Below are 18,270 nucleotides of genomic sequence, written 5' to 3'. Positions count from 1 at the left end.
GCTTGATATTTATGCCTGTGCTCCTATCCGCTGAAACAGGAGGCGTTTCCGATGACCTACGGCCTGTCGCCCGAGGAGCTTGCACTAAAGGCTGAGGCTGACGCGTTCGGCCGCTCCGTGGTTTCCAAGCGTGGCGTGGAGATCGACCAGACCCGCGAGTACCCGTGGGACGTGGTGGAGGCCATGCGGGGCCAGGGGTTCCTGGGAATGACGATCCCGACCGAGTATGGCGGGCAGGGCAGATCCTTCCTCGACACGGTCCTCGTCGTGGAAGAGATCGCGAAGCACTGCACGGTCGCCGCCCGGATCGTCGTCGAGACCAATATGGGCGCGCTCTCGACCGTCATGGCCTACGGCACGGAGAAGCAGAAGCGTCTGGCCGCCGAACTCGTCCTCTCAGGCGACAAGCCTGCGATCTGCATCACGGAGCCTGACGCCGGCAGCGACGCCACGAGCCTCTCGACGCGCGCCGACAAGCGCGGCGACGGCTATGTGATCAACGGCGCGAAACATTGGATCACGGGCGCCGGGGTCTCGAAGCTCCACCTGATCTTCGCGCGGGTGTTCGATGAAGACGGCGTCGACCAGGGCATCGGCGGCTTTCTGACCGTTCTGGGCGCCAAGGGTCTGCGGGTCTCGAACCGCGAGACCACCATGGGCCTGCGCGGCATGCCGGAAGGGGGCCTCGCCTTCGAGGACCTGGAGATCCCTGCGGACATGGCGCTGGTTCCGCCCTCGGGGTTCCGGCGCGGATTCGCGGACCTGATGAACGCCTACAACAGCCAGCGCGTAGGCGCCGGGACGGTGGCGATGGGGATCGCGTCCGGCGCGTTCGAGCTCGCGACCGAATGGGTCAAGACGCGGCGGCAGTTCGGACGGCCGATCGGCGAGTTCCAGGGCCTGCAGTGGATGCTGGCGGACATGAGCATGCAGCTGACGGCGTCCCGGCTCATGCTGTACGCCGCGGCCCGCTCGCGCGGCCCGAACGGCAGCCCGTTCCCCGACCCGGTGCTGGCCGCGCAGGCCAAGATCTTCGCCTCCGAAGCGGCCTTCAAGGTCGTCAACGACGCGCTCCAGCTTTACGGCGCCCGCGGCTACTCGCAGGATCTGCCGATCGAGCGCATGCTGCGCGACGTCAGGATGTTCACGATCGGGGGCGGCACCGCTCAGGTGCTGCGCACGCTGGTCGCCTCCAAGGTTCTCGGCTGGCGGCTGCCCCAGACCCGCGACGGCACGTGGGATGACCAGCGAGCGAGCCGATCGGCGCCGGCCGCGGCGGAGTGAACGCGCCGGGCTTGCCAGAGACCGAGGAACCAGCGTGAACCTGAGGGCTCTGCGAAGTCTCGTGGCGATCCAGGACTCGAAGTCGTTCGTCGAGGCGGCGCAGAGACTGAAGATCAACCAGTCCGCGATCAGCATGCAGATCAAGGCGCTGGAGGAGGAACTTCAGGTCGCCCTGTTCGACCGGAGCGTCCGTCCTCCCGTCATGACGCCGACCGGCATCGCGATCGCGCGGTCGGCGCGCGAGATCCTGGAGCTGCTCGAAGGCATCCGGGAGACCGCGGAGAACACGGAAGCGCTGACCGGCAGCCTGATGCTGGGATGTATTCCGACAGCGACGATCGGGTTCCTGCCGAACGTCCTGCAGGCGATCAACCGGCGCTATCCGGGCATTCATATGCGTGTTCAGAGCGCTCTGTCGGAGCCGCTGGTGGAGGGCGTGCAGCACGGAACGCTGGACGCCGCGATCGTGACCGAACCGGCGAAGCTCCCGGCCGGCCTGCGCAGCGAGATCATCATGCGCGAAAGGCTCGCGTTGATCTCGGCGTTCGACGCCGGAACGCCGCCGACGATCGAGGCGATCCTCGACGCCAACTTCATCCGCTTCAACCGCCATGCGGGCGTCGGCCGCATCATCGGCCGGTTCCTCGCAAGCCGACGGATCGAGCCGGACGAGTTCATGGAGCTCGATTCGATCGAGGCCATCATCGAGATGGTCGAGCGCGGCATCGGGATCGCGATCGTGCCCGAACGCCCGCTCGAGTCGTATCGCCAGCGCGTGGCGATCCGGCCGCTGGAGGGCTCGGACGCGCAACGCAACGTGTCGCTGATCTTCGCCGAGACCAACGCCAACGTCCCGCTGCTGGAGGCCATCCTGGCGCTGTTCCGGCAGGCGTCCGGCCAAGGCTGAGAGGCCGGGCTCGGCCGCGCTCCTGCCTCCCTCTAGTGGCCGCCGCCATGCGGCGTCGCCACCGGCGCGCTCTTCTTGCCGAACATCCCCCCGACGGCGCGCCACGCCGGCCCGATGACGTAGCTCGCCAGCGGGATGATCGCCGCGCCGATCGCGAGGCCGACGACGCCGGAGCCGGCGGCGGTCGTCAGCCAACCGGCGGCGCCCGCCAGGGCGGGCAGGGCGTGCGACGTGGCCTCGGCGGCGTGGTGGAGCGCCTCTTCGATGTGCGTGAAGCCGTAATGCGCCAGGCCATGCACGATGATGCCGCCGCCCACCCAGATCATCGCCGCCGTGCCGACGATCGCGAGGCCCTTCAGGAGGAACGGCATTCCGACGACGAGCGCGCGGCCGAGCTTCCGCACGAAGGACCCGAAGGCCGACTGGGACGGGCTCTTCGCCATGGCGACGCCGGCGTCGTCCGCCTTCACGATGAGCGCGACGACGCCGTAGACGGCGATCGTGATCAGGAGGCCGACGACCGCCAGCACCATCGCCTTGTTCCAGAACGAGGCGTCCGCCGGCACGGCCGCCAGCGTGATCGCCATGATCTCAGCCGAGAGGATGAAGTCCGTCTTGATCGCGCCCGAGATCTTCTGCTGCTCCAGCGCCGCGGCGCCGCCCGCGCCGCCGACCGCTTTCTCGTGCTCGTGCGCCTTGTGGGGAAACAGCGCCTCGTAGACCTTCTCCGCTCCCTCGTAGCAAAGATAGGCGCCGCCGATCATGAGCAACGGCGTGATCACCCAGGGCGCGAACCAGCTGAGGGCAAGCGCCGCCGGCAGCAGATACAGCAGCTTGTTCTTCAGAGAGCCCAGCGCGATCCGGAACACGATCGGCAGTTCGCGCTCGGCCGCGAAGCCGACGACATAGCGCGGCGTCACCGCAGCGTCGTCGATGACGACCCCCGCCGCCTTGACGCCCGCCTTCGCGGCCTGACCCGCGACGTCGTCGAGGGACGCGGCGGCCACCTTGGCGATGGCCGCCACATCGTCGAGCAGTGCGATCAGTCCGACGGCCATCAATCGTACTCCACGAGCCCCTCAGGGCGACCTGACGCTATCGCGTGCCACGCAGCAAGGCGACGCGCTCGCGATATGGCGCGCGCCGAAGGTTCGGGGAGCCCGATCACCTCAATCGAGCCACAAACCTACCTTCTGATAGGTTGGCTGACGCGACGCTGCTCTGCTGTGCGGCGGCTTCACCAGAGGCAGGAGGGCGATGTGCCCGACAGCATTCCCTACATCCTCGGCCATGCGGACGAGGAGCTGCGCCGCCTGGAGCTGCAGTCGGTCTGCCTGCGGCCGATCACACGGCGCATGCTCGTGGAGGCGGGCGTCGCGCCCGGCATGCGGGTGCTCGATTTCGGATGCGGCAATGGGGAGGTCTCGCTGCTGGCTGCAGAGTTGGTCGGGCCCTCCGGGGCCGTGCTCGGCGTCGATCGCAGCGCCGAAGCCGTGGCGGCCGCGCGCGAGCGGGCGGCGGCGCTGGCTGTTCACAACGTCACCTTCGTCCAGGGTGACGAGACGTTCCGGGAGCCGGCCGCGTTTGACATGGCCGTCGGCCGTTATGTCCTCCTCCATCAGGCGTCTCCCGCTCGGCTCATCCAGGCTATGGCGGAATGCGTGCGTCCCGGCGGAACAGTCGCCTTCCACGAGCCGACCCTGCGGGGAGAGAACCCCACATGGCCCGCCTTGCCGCCGTTGACAGTTATGTGGGAGGCGCTGGTGGCCGCCTTCGGCTCGGTCCTGCAGCATCCGGACTCCGGCAGTCGTCTCGTCGAGCACTTCCAGCAGGCGGGGATGAGCTTGCCGACCGTGTTCTGCGAGGCGCCGGCCGGCGGCGGTCCGGAGTCTCCGATCTACGCCTGGTACGCGGCGACGCTCCGAAACGTCGTGCCGCAGCTCGAGCGTATCGGTTGGCCGCGGCCGGATGTCGATCGGCTCGAGGAGAGTCTCGCTGAGGCCGCCACAGCCGCCCGGGGGCAGATCCTGGGACCGCTGCAGTTCTGCGGCTGGTCGCGCGTTCCGAACTGACGGTCGACCGGCATGAGCGAGCCGCCTCCGAGACTGCGCGGCGCGGGCCGTCGGTGAAACGCAGAGCCGTTGAAGAGCTCCGTGAGAGGAGGCGGGGATGATCGCAGCGCAGGACATCGAAGAAACCGAGTGCCTCGCGTGGCTCGATCTATTCGCAGCCGCACCACCCGATCATGCAGCGGAGGCCGGCCTCGCCTGCAGGCGAATGGCCGGCGCGGGCGCCCTGGCCTATCGGGCCGTTCCGATTACGGAGTTCAACCGTGTGATGGCTCCGGGGGTCGGCGTCCCGTGGAGCAAGGAACAGTTTGAAGAGGCGCTCGCCTGGCTTCAGCGGCACGCCGCCGACGGTTGGGCGATCCAGATCTCACCGGCGGCGCAGCCCGCCGCGATCGCGGAATGGGCCGCCGCGCGCGGTCTCGAGCCGGCCGGCGCCGGCTGGGCGAAATGGCGTCGGCCTGCCTCGATGCCCATCCGCCCCAGCGCGAGCGACCTCGAAGTTCGCTCGGTCGGCCGTGACCACGGCGCCGCGTTCGCGCGCGTCGTCCAGCAGGGCTTCGGCCTGCCAGAGACGACAAGGCCGTGGTTTGCGGGTCTTCCCGGTCGGGACGGCTGGCGCACTTACCTCGCCTTTGACGGCCCAGAGCCAGTCGCGGCCGGCGCGATGTTCATCAACGGCCAGTGCGCCTGGCTCGGCGTGGATACGACGCTTACGGAAGCCCGCGGCCGCGGCGCCCAGGCCAGCCTCATCGCGGCGCGCCTGGCCGACGGCGCAGCGGTCGGCGTGCTTGGCTTCACCGCGGAGACCGCCAGTCCGCCTGCGGGCGAAGAGGCCTCCTACGCGTCGTTCCGCAACTACGACAAGGCCGGTTTCTCGGCCGCCTATGTACGTCCCAACTACAAGCTTCGGCGGCCAAGCTGAGGATGACGTTCAACCGCCGAAGGGCGCCTGAATTGACGGTTATCGAGGAGGCGCCATGACCACCCAGCTTCTCGTGTTCCATCCCGACTATGCCCGGTCCCATGCGAACCGGGCCCTGGCGGAGGCGGCCGCGCAGGTGGCGGGCGTGGTCGTCCACGACATGGGTTCGCTCTATCCCGATCCTCGCTCCATTGACGTGGACGCGGAGGTGGAGCGGCTTTTCTCGGCGGAGCGGCTGATCCTGCAGTTTCCCGTGCAATGGTATGCGCCGCCGCCGCTCCTGAAGGCGTGGCAGGACGTCGTGCTGACCCGCATGTACTATCTCCGGCCCGAGCAGGAGGGCGAGAGGCTGCGGGATCTCCCCGTGATGGTGGCGGCGACGGCCGGAAACACGCCGGAGGCGTACAGTCCTGACGGGGTCAACCTGTTTCCCTTGGCCGAGTTGCTGCGCCCGCTTCAGTCCATCGCGAGCCGCTGCGCCTGGCGCTGGACCGAGCCGTTTCTGGTCTATCGTGCGAACAAGCTGAGCGACGAGGAAAGGGCCGAGGCCGCCCGGTCCTATGTCGAACGGATCGAGCGCTGGCGCGGCCCGCGCGCCGCCTGAGGGCGGGGGCGAGCCTGCCGTCACGTCCTCCCCGCGAAGCCATGCGAGCCGCTGTTCTTCTCGAAAAGCCGAGGCCGCGCGGGTTTGCACAAGATCCCGACAGCTTGCGCAAACCCCCGAGCGAGCGGCGCGCCTGCGGCTCCTAGTCTGGCGCCTCATGGTCGCTCCCCCTCCAAGACCGGAAGCGGCCGCCATCTCTCAGGATGCGGAGCCATACGGCATGACACAGGACACGGTCGTCAACGAAGTCGCGGGCAAGGTCGCGATCGTCACCGGCGCGGCGAGCGGCATCGGCCGCGCCGTCGCCGAGCTTCTGCACGAGCGCGGCGCGAAGGTCGTGGCGGAGGACGTCAATCCGGCGGTCGAGGAACTCGCGCGCGACGGCGTCGCGCCTCTGGTGGCCGACGTCGCGGCCGACGGTTCCGCCGAGGCCGCGGTGAAGCTCGCCGTCGAGCGGTTCGGCGGCCTGGACATCCTCGTCAACAACGCCGGGCGGATCATCTACAAGGAACTCGTCGAGCTCAGCCGCGAAGAGTGGGACTGGCAGATGCAGACCAACGTCACCGGCGCGTTCCTGCATTCGCGCGAGGCGCAAAAGGTCATGATGGCGCGCCGCTCCGGAGCGATCGTCAACATCGCGTCCTATGCGTCCTTCTTCGCCTTCCCGGGGATCTCCGCCTACGCCGCCTCGAAGGGCGCCTTGGCGCAGCTGACCCGGACCCAGGCTCTGGAGGCGATCCCGCACGGCGTCCGCGTCAACGCGATCGGGGTCGGCGACGTCGTCACCAACATCCTCGATCATTTTCGCGAGGATGGCCGCGAATTCCTCGCCGAGCACGGCGCCAAGGCGCCGATCGGCCGGGCGGCGCAGCCGCGGGAGATCGCCGAGATCGTGGCGTTCCTGGCCTCCGACCGCGCCAGCTTCATCGTCGGGTCGGTCGTGATGGCGGACGGCGGGATGAGCGTCCCGATCGGATGACCGCGGAAGATCCCCCGCCGAGGGCCCGCTCGCTGCTGCGCCACGTCCCGGGCGAGATCCTGGGGCAGGCCGACACCGGACCGGGCGGTCTGCTGGTCGAGCGCTTCGTCCACCGCACCATCGCGGAGCCGTTCGTCGCGCCGGCGGTGGCGGACCCTCTGCTGGTCTGGATCGCAGACGGCGGGGCGCGGGTCGAGGAGCGCGACCTCGGCGGGGGCTGGAGCGCCGTCGATGTCCGCCGCGGAGACCTGTTCGTCGTGGACTCCGACGAGCCCTATGAGCTGCGATGGCGGGCCGAGGGCGCCTCCTTCGAGGCGCTTCACGTCCATCTCGGCGTTCACCTGATCGAGGCCGCGGCCGCCGATCTGTTCGGTCAGCCGCAGCGCCCCGCGCTGCGTGAGGCGTCCGGCGCGCGCGACCACGCCGTCTCGGCGCTGCTCGAGCTCATCCATCGCGAGATCGCAGGCGGAGCATCGCCCGCGCCGACGCTTCTGCAGGGCGTCGGCCAGGCGCTGGCGGTCTGCGTCCTGCGCGCGTTCGCCGACCCGGAGCGCCGCATCCGCCGGCGGAGCGGCCTGCCCGCCTTCCGCGCGCGGGCCATCGTCCAGCACATGCGTGACAACCTCGCCGAGCCGTTCTCGCTGGCCGAACTCGCTTCGGTCGCGGAGATGAGCCCCTTCCATTTCAGCCGGGTGTTCAGCCGCTCCATGGGCTGTTCGCCCCAGCGATATTTCACGGGCCTTAGGATCGCCGAAGCGCAGCGCCTCCTGCGGGAGACCGACCGCTCCGTCTTGGAGATTGGCCTGGCCGTCGGCTATTCGAGCCCAAGCCACTTCGCGCAGACGTTTCAGCGAGCCACGGGCGTCGCGCCGTCGCGCTATCGGGATGCGCGGTAGCTCACGACGCGGTTGCCGGTCCCATCACGCGACCGATCGGACCGTCGCAAATCGGCCGAGGCTGACGCCCCGGTTTTCTCTCAAGGCGGCGGAGTCGGGAGCCGGCCGGCTTGCGTCCGGGTGCAAGACCGTTGCTTCAAGGCGGCCCCCGGATTGTGCGGCAAGAAGGCGCTTCAGCTCGCTGTTCTCGCGCCGCAGCGCCTTGAGCTGCCGCACGCCCGACGGCGTCAGCCCCTCGAACTTCCGCTTCCAGCGATAGAAGGTGCGGACGGACACATGCGCGCTCGCGCAGACCGCCTCGAGCGAAGCGCCGGCCGCCACCTCCCCCAGGAGGATCGCGATCTCTTCATCCGTCAAACGCGACGCGGCCATCTCCGAACCTCGCGCCTTAGCCCACGATGTGGACATGCCTATACTTAGAGCAGGGTGATCCCGCAGGCCGCTTCCCGCAAGCTCTGAAACCGCATGGCCGACGCGAGCCGCAACGATGGCGGCGACGCTGAGCCGGCGTCCAATCGCCCGATGTCAATTTTGACATCGCCGCCGGACGGCTGTCCGACTGCCCATTTGGAGCGCGCCACAAGCTGAAATTTGACCTTGCTCGGAGGGACCCGGCGACGTCAGCGTCGGGTGACGAAATCCTCCGAAGGCCCAAGGCGATGAGCAAGTTCGACCGCAGAACCTTCCTCAGGACCACGGGCGCGGCTGCGGCTGGCGCGCTCCTGCCGCTGTCGGCGCCGCCGCTGATCCGGTCCGCCCGTGCGGCGGGGACGGTGAAGCTCGGTTGCCTGTTCTCCTCCTCGGGCACCATGGCGAACCTCGAGGGCCGCATGAACTTCGTCGCCAAGATGGCGGCCGAAGAGATCAACGCGGCGGGCGGCGTCAACGGCTCCACGATCGAAGTCGTCACGTCGGATCCCGCCTCCGACTGGCCGCTCTACGCGCAGATTGGTCGGCAGATGCTGTCGGAGACCAAGGTCGCCGCGCTGTTCGGGTGCTGGACGTCCGTGTCCCGCAAATCTGTGCTGCCGGTGGTGGAGCAGAACAACGGGCTCCTGTTCTACCCCCTCCATTTCGAGGGCGACGAGAACTCGAAGAACGTCGTGTATGTGAACTCGCCGCCTGCGAGCTCGGTGCTGCCGGCGGTCGACTACCTGATGAGCCCGGACGGGGTGGAGGCGAAACGCTTCTTCATGGTCGGCTCGGACTATGTCTGGCCGCGCACGATCAACAAGCAGCTCAAGGGCTACTGGAAGACGAAGGGCATCGAGGAGAGCGCCTGGAAGGAGGAGTACGTGCCGTTCTCCTTCTCGAACTTCCAGACCATCGTGAACCAGATCCGCGCCTTCGCGGACGCGCCGGGCGGGAAGCTCGTGGTGGTGCTGACCGTCGTCGGCTCCTCGATCCCGGATTTCATGCGGGAGTTCGCGAACCAGGGAATCTCGTCCTCCGACGTGCCGGTCCTCGGCCTCGACATGGTGGAGGCGGACCTCGAGGGCCTCGACACGCAGAAGCTCGTCGGCCACCTCAACTGTTGGGCCTATCTCCAGCAGGCCAAGGGCGAAGCGAACCAGAAGTTCCTCAAGTCCTGGTCCGATTACGTCGGCCGGACCAAGGCCCCGTTCCGCCCGGATGTCGCGATCGACCCCATGGTGTCGACCTATGACGCGGTTCACCTCTGGGCGCTGGCGGCCAAGAAGGCCGGCTCCTTTGACGTGCCGGAAGTGCAGAAGGCGTTCGCCGGCCTGAGCTTCGACTGCCCCTCCGGCTACAAGATCGGCATGACGGCCGAGAACAACTACGTCTCGCGCGGCGTCTTCATCGGCTCGGTCAACGACTCCCAGGGCTTCGACGTGCTCTGGCAGTCCGAGGACACGCCGAAGCCCGTGCCGATGAGCCCGTACGGCTGATCCTGACGCAGGGCCGATAGCGGTGTGGTGGCGTGCCCTGTTCGCGGGTCTGTTCGGCGCGATCCTGACGTGCGGAGCGGCTGCGGCGGCGTTTGATCGGGCGGCGATCGCGAGCCAGATCTGCGGTGGCGCGGCCGGCATGACGGACGCCGCGAACGCCATGTTGGCGGGGCTCGTCGACGCGACGACCGACGACGCGAGATGGGCCGCCGCGCTGTCCGGCGCCGCGATCGACCGCAGCCTGAAATGCGGTCCGCAGGACCCGGCCATCGTGGCCCCCGAGGGCGCCGTGAACGCTGCGACCCTTTCGCCGGTCGAGGGATCGGTCGGTACGTCTCCGCTGCTCAGCCTGAAGAACCGGCCGCTGTTCGAGACGGTACGCGCGGCCGCCACGCTTCGCAGCGGCGCGGCCGTGAACGATCGCGGCGCGGCGCTGACCGCGCTCGAGCGGCGCGCGGGGTCGCTGCGGCCGGAATTCTTCGAGAAGGCGGCAGAGGCCGAAACTGACGCGGGGCTGAGGAGCCGCATCCTCGCCGTCGGCCAGGCCGCGCTGCTCAATTCGCCGGATATGTCCAAGCGCATCGCGGCGATCGAGCGGATCGCCGCGACCCCGGACCGCCGGTCGCTGACCCGGATCGAGGCGCTAAAGAGCGATCCAGCCTATCAGACCGACCCCGGCTTCCGCATGGCGGTCGACGGCGGCGTCGCCTCGATCGGGCGCTGGCTCTCGGTCTCGAACGCGCTCAACGTGTTCTACAACGGCCTGTCTATCGCCTCGATCCTGTTCATGGCGTCGGCCGGACTTGCGATCATCTTTGGGCTGATGGGCGTGATCAATCTCGCCCAGGGCGAGTTCATCATGATCGGCGCCTATGTGGCCTATGCGGTGCAGGAGGCCCTGCGCGCCGTCGCCCCCGGCCTTATCGACTGGTACCTGATCGCCGCGATCCCGGTGGTCTTCCTAGCCACGGCGGGGATCGGGGTCGCGCTCGAGGCGACGATCGTGCGGCGCCTCTACACCCGTCCGCTGATGACGCTGCTCGCCACCTGGGCCGTCAGCCTGCTGCTGGTGAACCTGATGCGGGTCACGGTCGGCACGCAGAACCTCCAGTTCGTGACGCCCTGGTACATCTCGGGCGGCCGTCTCCTGATGGGCGACTTCATCGTCACCTGGAACCGCCTGTTCGCGATCGTGTTCGCGGGCCTGACGCTTGGTCTCACCTGGTTCGTTCTGAAGCGAACCCCGCTCGGCCTCAACATCCGCGCGGTCACCCAGAACCGCGCGATGGCGGGTTGCGTGGGCGTCGCGACCCGTCGCGTCGACATGATGGCGTTCGGCCTGGGCTCGGGCCTTGCCGGTCTCGCGGGACTCGCGCTCTGCCCGATCTACAACGTGAACCCGCAGATGGGTTCGAACTTCATCGTCGACAGCTTCATGGTCGTGGTGCTGGGCGGCGTGGGGACGCTCGCGGGCACGGCCTTCGCCGCGCTCGGCGTCGGCCAGATCAACGTTCTGATCGAGCCGCTTTACGGCGCGGTCGCCGCCAAGGTGATCGTGCTGCTGATGATCATTGCCTTCCTGCAGTGGCGGCCCGAGGGTCTCTACGCCGTGAAGGGGCGCCGCAAGTGAGGGCGGGGAGGGCACAGGCATGATCGCGCCGAAGCCTCCCCTTCCGGCTCGGGCGCTGGACGACCGGGTGTTCGCGGGCGTGGCGGCCGCAACGCTTCTGGCTTTCGCCGCCGTCGCCCTGTGGCCCGGCCTGTCGGGTTATCGCGTCAACATCATCGGGCAACTCGCCTGCTTCGCCCTGCTCGCCGTCGCGCTCGACCTGATCTGGGGCTATGCGGGCATCCTCAGCCTCGGACACGGCCTGTTCTTCGCCATCGGCGGCTACGTCGCGGGCATGCACCTGCTCGAGCATTCCGTCGCGACCACTGGGGTCACGCCCGACATCGTGCAGTTCATGGGCTGGACGGCGCTTCCGGCCTGGTGGGCGCCGCTCGGCAGCTTTCCGGTCGCGCTGCTGGCGGCAATCGCGGTTTCGTTCGGGGCGGCGTTCGCGTTCGGCTGGGTGTCGTTCCGCTCGCGGGTCGGCGGGGTCTATTTCGCGATCATCACCCAGGCGCTGGTCTATGTGGCGATGCTGCTGATGTTCCGGAACGACACCGGCTTCGGCGGCAATAACGGCATGACCGGTTTTCAGATGATCTTCGGCGTGCCGTTCCAGTCGCCGAGCGTGGCGACCGGGCTCGCGCTCGCTTCCCTGGGGGTGCTCGGCGTCACGCTTGTCGGATGCCGGCTGCTGATGGTCGGCCGGTTCGGCCGCCTTCTCGTCGCGACCCGCGACGACGAAATCCGGCTGCGCTCGCTCGGCTACGATACGCTGCGGCTCAAGCTCGCGGTCTGGTGCCTGTCGGCGGTGATCGCTGCGATCGCCGGGCTGCTCTACGTGCCGCAGGTCGGCATCATCAATCCCCGCGTGCTTTCGCCCGAGCTTTCGCTCGAGATCGCCGTCTGGTGCGCCATCGGCGGCCGCGGCCGGCTCGCCGGCGCGGTGATCGGCGCCGTGCTGGTCAACGCCATCAAGTTCTCGCTGTCGGCGACGCTTCCCGAACTCTGGCCCTTCGTGCTGTCGGGCCTCGTCATCCTCGTCGCGCTGATCTTCCCGAACGGGCTGCTCGACATCGGCCGTTGGCGCCCCGCGCTGCTGTCGCGCCCCGGCGCGCTGCGGCCGCAGGATGCAGCGTCATGACCGTCGCGGTGCTGGTCGAAGGCCTGACCGTCGAGTTCGGCCGCTTCCGTGCGATCGACGATCTGTCGCTCGCCATCGACTATGGCGAGGTGCGCGCGGTCATCGGCCCGAACGGCGCCGGCAAGACCACGCTGCTCGACGTCATCTCCGGCGTCAGCCGCGCCAGGGCCGGACGCGTCCTGTTCGACGAGCGGCTTGAGCTCACGGGCCGCAGCGAGAGCGCGATCGCCCGGTCGGGCGTCAGGCGCAAGTTCCAGAAGCCGAGCGTGTTCGAGGCGCTGTCCGTCCGCGACAACGTCGAGATCGGACTGGGCGGCGCCGGCGACCCGGCATCGCATGAGAAGGTCGCGGCGATCCTGGAGACGGTCGGGCTTTCGGAGCATGCGGACCGGCTCGCGAGCGAACTCGCCCATGGCCAGAAGCAGTGGCTCGAGATCGCCATGGTTGTCGTGTCCGAGCCCAGGGTGCTGATGCTGGACGAGCCCGTCGCCGGCCTGACCGACGAGGAGACCGAACGCACCGCGGCCCTCATTCGGCGCCTGCGGACCCCCGATCGCGCCATCGTGGTGGTCGAACACGACATGGACTTCGTCGAGGCCATCGCGGACCGGGTGACTGTGCTGCATGAGGGCCGCACGCTGTTCGAGGGCTCCATGGCCCGGGCCCGCGCCGACGCGCGGGTCGTCGACGTTTATCTGGGCCGGTGAGACGATGAAGCTCACGGTTCGCGATCTCGACCAGCATTATGGCGGCTCGCAGGTCCTGAGGAGCGTTTCGCTCGAGGTCGAGCCCGGCCAGTGCGTCGCGGTCCTCGGCCGCAACGGGGCCGGCAAGTCCACCCTGCTGAAGTGCCTCGTGGGGCTGCTGCCCGTCACGCGCGGGTCGATCCTGTTCGACGGCGCGGAGGTCACGCAGAGCCCGAACTACCGCCGCTCGCGCGCGGGCGTGGCCTATGTGCCCCAGGGCCGGGAGATCTTCGCGGAGCTCACCGTCAGGGAGAATCTCGTCGTGGCGGCGCGCGCGCATGGCGACGCGGCCGGGGAGGGGATCTCGGAGGCCATCCGGCTTTTTCCGGTGCTGGGCGAGATGGCCGACCGCCGCGGCGGCGCCCTCTCCGGCGGCCAGCAACAGCAACTCGCGATCGCCAGGGCGCTCGTAACGCGGCCGAAGCTGATCATCCTCGATGAGCCCACCGAGGGCGTCCAGCCCTCGATCGTCCAGCTCATCGAGACCGTGCTGAGCGGTCTCAAGGGCCGGATCTCGATCCTGCTCGTCGAGCAGTATCTCGATTTCGCCGCGGCGATCGCCGACCGGTTCGTGGTGCTTTCGCGCGGCCAGGTCGTCGATCAGGGCCTGCGCGACGAGATGAGCCGCGACCGCCTCTCCCGTTTCATGTCCGTCTGAAACTCACGCAGAAAGCGAAGCTTCATGGCTCGTCACCACACGATCTCCTCTGCGCCCGAGAACATGGTCTGGGGCTACCTGGACAGCGCCTTGAAGCCGGTCGCGCGCATCGCCTCCGGGGACACCGTCACGCTCACGTCGTTCCCCGCCGGCGGCAAGGAGTGCCTGCCGCCGGACGCCTCGCGCGTGCCCGCGGACTACATGGCCGCGCTCGACAGCCTGCAGCAAAGCGGCGGCCCGCATTTCATCACCGGCCCGGTCTTCGTCGAGGGCGCCGAACCCGGCGACGTGCTGCAGGTCGACATCCTCGAAGCCAGGCCGACGATGGACTGGGGGTTCGTCGCGATCCTTCCGCTGCTCGGGACGCTCCCGGACGAGTTCACCGACTACGAGACGATCCACCCGACGATCGACGCCGCCAAAGGGATCTGCACGCTTCCGTGGGGCGTGGAGGTGCCGCTCGACCCGTTCTTCGGCATCATGGGCGTCGCGCCTCCTCCAGCCTGGGGCCGCTGCGGCTCGCCTGTTCCGCGCGCCTTTGGCGGCAACATGGACAACAAGGAGCTGAAGCCCGGGACCACGCTCTATCTGCCGGTCTTCAACGAAGGCGCGCTTTTCTTCGCAGGCGACGGCCACGGGGTGCAGGGCGACGGCGAGGTCTGCATCACGGCGCTCGAGATGGGCATCGAGGGCACGTTCCGGCTCACCGTCCGCAAGGACATGGCCGTCGAGTTCCCGTTCGCGGAGACCGGGACCCATCTGATCTCGATCGGGCTCGACGAGGATCTGGACGATGCGGCGAAGCAGGCGGTGCGCGAGATGGTGCGTCACGTCTGCCTGCGATCCAACCTCACGCGCAACGAGGCCTACATGCTGTGTTCGCTCGCCGGGGACGTGCGGGTGACGCAGCTCGTCGACGGCAACAAGGGCATCCACATGATGCTGCCCAAGGCCTTGATCTAAGGAGCGGCGCGCCCGCGCCCTGCGGCTGAGCGGAAGGCTCGCCGTCCGCCCGCGTTACGGATCCTCCGCGGGGCGGCTCTCGCCCGCGCGGAGACGGCGCGGCCACGATCACAGTCGCGTCAGGTGGCCGCCGTCGCCCTTGAGCCCGAGCGGCGTGTGCGCCATTTCGGTCTGGTCAGAACGGTCCGGGCCCCTCTGGCGTTCTTCGTCTTTGCCGAAGCACGTGATGTCGGACTGCCCCACCCACCCCTCGCGGGGCGGTGGCGCAGCGTCCGCATCGACGCTCGCCGTCGTCCTCGAGAGCAGAGGACGACGACGTCGCATGATCGCTGAATTTCTTCCCGACTTCTTTTTCACCGAGATCGTCGGCAAGCCCGCATGGCTGTGGCTTGCCTTCCTCACCCTCGTCGGCGTGCTGCTCGCCTTCGACCTGGGCGTCCTGAACCGCAAGTCCAAGGAGCTCGGCGTCGCCGACAGCCTGAAGCTTTCCGCCTTCTACATCGCCGTCGCGGTCGCGTTCGGCGGCTGGATCTGGTCCTCGATGGGACCGGAAGCCGGCATGAACTACTTCACCGGCTACGCGATCGAGAAGGCGCTGTCGATCGACAACGTCTTCGTCATCGCGCTGATCTTCGGCTACTTCTCGATCCCGCCGCGCTATCAGTACCGGGCGCTCGTCTGGGGCATCCTGGCGGTGCTCGTGCTGCGCGGCCTGATGATCGGCGTCGGCGCGGCGCTGGTGCAGGACTATGACTGGATCCTGCTGATCTTCGGCGCCTTCCTGGCCTTCACGGGCGTGAAGATGCTGTTCGCGGGCGAGGGCGAGACCGACATCTCCCAGAACGCCGCCTTGCGCTGGCTGTCGCGGCGCATGCGCGTGACCCCGGCGCTTCACGGCGAGAGCTTCTTCGTTCGCCAGCCCGATCCCGTCACCGGCAAGCTCGTGCTGTGGGCGACGCCGCTCTTCCTCGCGCTCGTCGTGATCAACGTCGCCGACCTCGTCTTCGCGGTCGATTCCGTGCCGGCGATCTTCGCGATCACCACCGACACCTACATCGTGTTCACCGCGAACATCATGGCGGTGCTCGGGCTGAGGGCGCTCTATTTCGCGCTCGCCGCGATGGCGCAGCGCTTCGCCTACCTGAAGTACGCGCTCGCGCTCGTGCTGGTGTTCATCGGCGCCAAGATCTTCTGGTCCCACTTCTTCGGCAAGGTCGACCCGGCGATCTCGCTCGGCGTGACGCTCGCGCTCATCGCCGGCGGCGTCGCGGTGTCGCTCTGGAAGACCCGCGGCGACAAGGGCGAGGAGAAGCATCTCGCCGCCGAGTGACGGGCGCGAACGAAGGGAGGCGGCCCGCGCCGCCTCCCTGGAGTTCCGCTCCGGGACGCGCGCGATCAGGCCATTCCGCACGACGGCGGGGCCGGTTGAACTGTCCGAAATGAGGCCGCATCCCGTGAGGCCCGCTCAGCGCTTTGAGCAGCAGCAATGATCGCGCCCGAAGCGGGAGGCGGTCATTGGTAGGTCGCGCCCGCCTCGATATCGTCGAGCAGCGACAAAGCCGTCATGTACCTGGCCAACCGCTCGCGGTCCTCGTCGGTGATCTCGCCGAGCCGGCTCGTGTCCATATTGTCGTGCAGATCGGCCCGTTTCACCGCTCGGCCGATCGGGTCGCGCGCCGCGCGGGCCACGACCTGCATGTAGGTCTCGCCTTCGCGTCGGGTCAGGGCGTCGACGCCAGCGATCACGGCTTCGCTGAAGCCTTCGGCTCGCAGGCGGTCGAGGGTCCAGTCACTGTCCTCGACGACATCGTGCAGGACGCCGACGATCCGAGCCTCGCTTCCGAGCGGGAGCGAGAACGCGACCCTCATCGGGTGCTGGACGTAGTCGGCGCCGGCCTTGTCCTTCTGACCGGCGTGCGCCTCCTTCGCGATCTCGATCGCCCGCTCCAATGTGCTCATCTGCTCTCTCCGAACCATCCTGGCCAGGCAAAGGCTACCCCCGCCCGCAGCCCCCGTCGCGGGATCGAAGAGGCTGCGACAGTAGCAGAGCGCGGCCGCGGGCGCCGAGGCCCACGACCGACACAGGGGTCTTGCGCTCCCGGGATCGCCGCGCGTCAGTCGTGCGGCACGCTCGCCTCGGCGAGCCTCGTCATGATCTCGAACGCGGCGGCGACACGCGCCTCGACGGGATAGTTCTTGTTCGCCAGCAGAACGACCCCAAGCGCCCGAGAGGGCACGAAGGCGACATAGGCGCCGAAGCCGTTTGTGGACCCGGTCTTGTTGACCCAGGCGCCCGGGCGGGGAGCTGACGGCGGGGAGATCCTCGCGACCTTGTTCGGCTTGTAGGCGACCTCGGCCGAGTTCCCGGCCAGGAGGTCCTCCAGCGTGACCGGTCGGGCGTACTGCTCCCAAACCAGCGCCTGCCTCATCGGCCCGAGCCGGAAGTGCTCGAGATGCGTGGTCGAGAGCGCCCTGGCGATGTCGGAGTCGAGCCCAAGGCGGCCCATATTCGCCTCCATGAACCGGGTCAGGTCAGCGACGGTCGTCCGCACCCCGTAGGCCTCTTCCGCGAGCACGCCGGGCGTCAGCCGGGCCGGCAGGTCGTGCCTGGTGTAACCCTGCGCGTAGCTGGCTTGCCTGGCGGCCGGCACCGCCAGATAGGTGTTCTGCAGGTCGAGCGCCCGGTGGAGCACGCGTTCCGACAGATCGGCGAAGTCCGCCTTCATGGCTCGGGCAGCAGCCAGACCAAGGAGGCCGATGCTGGGGTTCGCGTATGCGCGGGAGGACCCTGGCTCCACGCTCGGCTTCCAGGTCCGGTAGAACTCCCACATCTCCGCCGGGCCCTTCACCCAGTCGGGGAACTGCAAGGGCATGCCGCCGGAGGTGTGGGTCGCGAGGTTGAGAAGGCTCACCTCATCGAGCGCGCTGCCCTTCAGCTCGGGGACCAGCGTCGTCACGGGGTCGTTCAGATCGAGCTGGCCTCGCGCTTCGGCGTAGGCGGCGAGGGTCGCCGTGAACGTCTTGCTGACCGATCCGATCTCGAAGAGCGTGTCGGTCGTGACCGGCTTCCCGGTGTGCTTGGAGGAGACGCCGAAGGTGAACGTCTCGCGGCCCTGCGGGGTCACGACGCCGACCGCAAGGCCGGGAACGCCGTGCTCCCTCATGAGCGGGGCGGCGACGTCCGCGACCATCTTCCCGATCTTCGGTTCAGACCCGGCTGCGTGCGCCGAGCTGAACCGGATGGCGGGGCAGGACAGCATGGCGGTCAGACAGCGTCGGCGCGTCCACGTCATGGCGTCTCCTGTTTGGGGTTTCCCTCGTGCGTAGCACGGCCGAGGACGTTGGGGAGCGCCACGCCGGCGCAGCGCGAGCGACTTCAGACACCGCCACCCGCGTGGATGTCCCTGAATGAACGTGGAGCCAACGCTCGCGAGATCGCTCAGGCCTAAATAGGCGCCGCGGCGCCTGTGGCCTCTTGCCAAGGTGGCCGGCGCGGCATTCTATCTCGATGGGCTCACAAGTGGCGGGATACCTCCCCGTCAGCTGCTGTGCTCACGCGGCCTACCCTTATGCAGGCGG

The 18,270-nt window shown here is 68.5% G+C and carries 18 protein-coding genes; 14 read left to right on the top strand and 4 right to left on the bottom strand.

The window, feature by feature from the left end; translation table 11 throughout:
- Positions 1-51 precede the first annotated feature (51 nt).
- The gene (gene acdA / locus GGR24_RS05975) at positions 52-1,284 is read left to right on the top strand and encodes a 3-sulfinopropanoyl-CoA desulfinase (protein ID WP_183394335.1); all 1,233 of its coding nucleotides are present in this window, start codon (positions 52-54) and stop codon (positions 1,282-1,284) included.
- A 34-nt stretch (positions 1,285-1,318) separates the two neighbouring features.
- Positions 1,319-2,191, top strand: coding sequence for a LysR substrate-binding domain-containing protein (locus tag GGR24_RS05970; protein ID WP_183394334.1), 873 nt, complete (start codon positions 1,319-1,321; stop codon positions 2,189-2,191).
- Positions 2,192-2,223: 32 nt separating this feature from the next.
- On the opposite strand, the gene GGR24_RS05965 is transcribed toward GGR24_RS05970, so the two are convergent.
- Positions 2,224-3,249 carry a DUF808 domain-containing protein gene (locus GGR24_RS05965; protein ID WP_183394333.1) on the bottom strand — a complete coding sequence of 342 codons (1,026 nt, stop codon included), beginning with the start codon at positions 3,247-3,249 and terminating at the stop codon, positions 2,224-2,226.
- 201 nt (positions 3,250-3,450) lie between these two features.
- Between GGR24_RS05965 and GGR24_RS05960 the strand changes: the two genes are divergently transcribed.
- From GGR24_RS05960 to GGR24_RS05940, 5 genes are all read left to right on the top strand, one after another.
- On the top strand, positions 3,451-4,263 hold the full coding sequence (locus GGR24_RS05960; RefSeq protein WP_183394332.1) for a methyltransferase domain-containing protein: 813 nt from the start codon (positions 3,451-3,453) through the stop codon (positions 4,261-4,263).
- Positions 4,264-4,360: 97 nt separating this feature from the next.
- Positions 4,361-5,182, top strand: a complete 822-nt coding sequence (locus GGR24_RS05955; protein ID WP_183394331.1) for a GNAT family N-acetyltransferase — start codon at positions 4,361-4,363, stop codon at positions 5,180-5,182.
- Positions 5,183-5,237: 55 nt separating this feature from the next.
- Positions 5,238-5,786 carry an NAD(P)H-dependent oxidoreductase gene (locus GGR24_RS05950; protein WP_183394330.1) on the top strand — a complete coding sequence of 183 codons (549 nt, stop codon included), beginning with the start codon at positions 5,238-5,240 and terminating at the stop codon, positions 5,784-5,786.
- Positions 5,787-6,006: 220 nt separating this feature from the next.
- Positions 6,007-6,765 carry an SDR family NAD(P)-dependent oxidoreductase gene (locus tag GGR24_RS05945; RefSeq protein WP_183394329.1) on the top strand — a complete coding sequence of 253 codons (759 nt, stop codon included), beginning with the start codon at positions 6,007-6,009 and terminating at the stop codon, positions 6,763-6,765.
- On the top strand, positions 6,762-7,661 hold the full coding sequence (locus GGR24_RS05940) for a helix-turn-helix domain-containing protein (protein ID WP_183394328.1): 900 nt from the start codon (positions 6,762-6,764) through the stop codon (positions 7,659-7,661). Before GGR24_RS05945 ends, GGR24_RS05940 begins: the two co-directional genes overlap by 4 nt.
- A 24-nt stretch (positions 7,662-7,685) precedes the next feature.
- Here GGR24_RS05940 and GGR24_RS05935 read toward each other — a convergent pair whose 3' ends face one another.
- Positions 7,686-8,033: a transposase gene (locus GGR24_RS05935; protein ID WP_183394327.1), complete on the bottom strand. Its 348-nt coding sequence runs from the start codon at positions 8,031-8,033 to the stop codon at positions 7,686-7,688.
- A gap of 287 nt (positions 8,034-8,320) precedes the next feature.
- On the opposite strand from GGR24_RS05935, the gene GGR24_RS05930 reads away from it, so the two are divergent.
- The 7 genes from GGR24_RS05930 to GGR24_RS05900 all read left to right on the top strand — a co-directional run bounded on the left by GGR24_RS05930 (position 8,321) and on the right by GGR24_RS05900 (position 16,021).
- Complete coding sequence (locus GGR24_RS05930; RefSeq protein WP_183394326.1) at positions 8,321-9,571, top strand: transporter substrate-binding protein; 1,251 nt, start codon at positions 8,321-8,323, stop codon at positions 9,569-9,571.
- Between the two features lie 22 nt (positions 9,572-9,593).
- The gene (gene urtB, locus GGR24_RS05925) at positions 9,594-11,201 is read left to right on the top strand and encodes an urea ABC transporter permease subunit UrtB (RefSeq protein ID WP_343066204.1); all 1,608 of its coding nucleotides are present in this window, start codon (positions 9,594-9,596) and stop codon (positions 11,199-11,201) included.
- Positions 11,202-11,220: 19 nt separating this feature from the next.
- On the top strand, positions 11,221-12,324 hold the full coding sequence (gene urtC, locus GGR24_RS05920; protein ID WP_183394325.1) for an urea ABC transporter permease subunit UrtC: 1,104 nt from the start codon (positions 11,221-11,223) through the stop codon (positions 12,322-12,324).
- Positions 12,321-13,031, top strand: a complete 711-nt coding sequence (locus tag GGR24_RS05915; protein WP_183394324.1) for an ABC transporter ATP-binding protein — start codon at positions 12,321-12,323, stop codon at positions 13,029-13,031. Before urtC ends, GGR24_RS05915 begins: the two co-directional genes overlap by 4 nt.
- Before the next feature lie 4 nt (positions 13,032-13,035).
- The gene (gene urtE / locus GGR24_RS05910) at positions 13,036-13,728 is read left to right on the top strand and encodes an urea ABC transporter ATP-binding subunit UrtE (protein ID WP_183394323.1); all 693 of its coding nucleotides are present in this window, start codon (positions 13,036-13,038) and stop codon (positions 13,726-13,728) included.
- A gap of 24 nt (positions 13,729-13,752) precedes the next feature.
- The gene (locus GGR24_RS05905) at positions 13,753-14,691 is read left to right on the top strand and encodes an acetamidase/formamidase family protein (protein ID WP_183394322.1); all 939 of its coding nucleotides are present in this window, start codon (positions 13,753-13,755) and stop codon (positions 14,689-14,691) included.
- A gap of 322 nt (positions 14,692-15,013) precedes the next feature.
- Positions 15,014-16,021 carry a TerC family protein gene (locus tag GGR24_RS05900; protein ID WP_183394321.1) on the top strand — a complete coding sequence of 336 codons (1,008 nt, stop codon included), beginning with the start codon at positions 15,014-15,016 and terminating at the stop codon, positions 16,019-16,021.
- 182 nt (positions 16,022-16,203) lie between these two features.
- Here the strand turns inward: GGR24_RS05900 and GGR24_RS05895 are convergent, their stop codons facing one another.
- Together GGR24_RS05895 and ampC are read right to left on the bottom strand one after the other, a co-directional pair.
- Positions 16,204-16,650, bottom strand: coding sequence for an HD domain-containing protein (locus tag GGR24_RS05895; RefSeq protein ID WP_183394320.1), 447 nt, complete (start codon positions 16,648-16,650; stop codon positions 16,204-16,206).
- A gap of 155 nt (positions 16,651-16,805) precedes the next feature.
- On the bottom strand, positions 16,806-17,984 hold the full coding sequence (gene ampC / locus GGR24_RS05890; RefSeq protein WP_183394319.1) for a class C beta-lactamase: 1,179 nt from the start codon (positions 17,982-17,984) through the stop codon (positions 16,806-16,808).
- Positions 17,985-18,270 lie beyond the last annotated feature (286 nt).

Origin of the sequence: Hansschlegelia beijingensis (assembly GCF_014196425.1) — a bacterium.
Taxonomy (GTDB): domain Bacteria; phylum Pseudomonadota; class Alphaproteobacteria; order Rhizobiales; family Methylopilaceae; genus Methylopila; species Methylopila beijingensis.
This window is presented reverse-complemented; position numbering and strand designations above follow the sequence as displayed.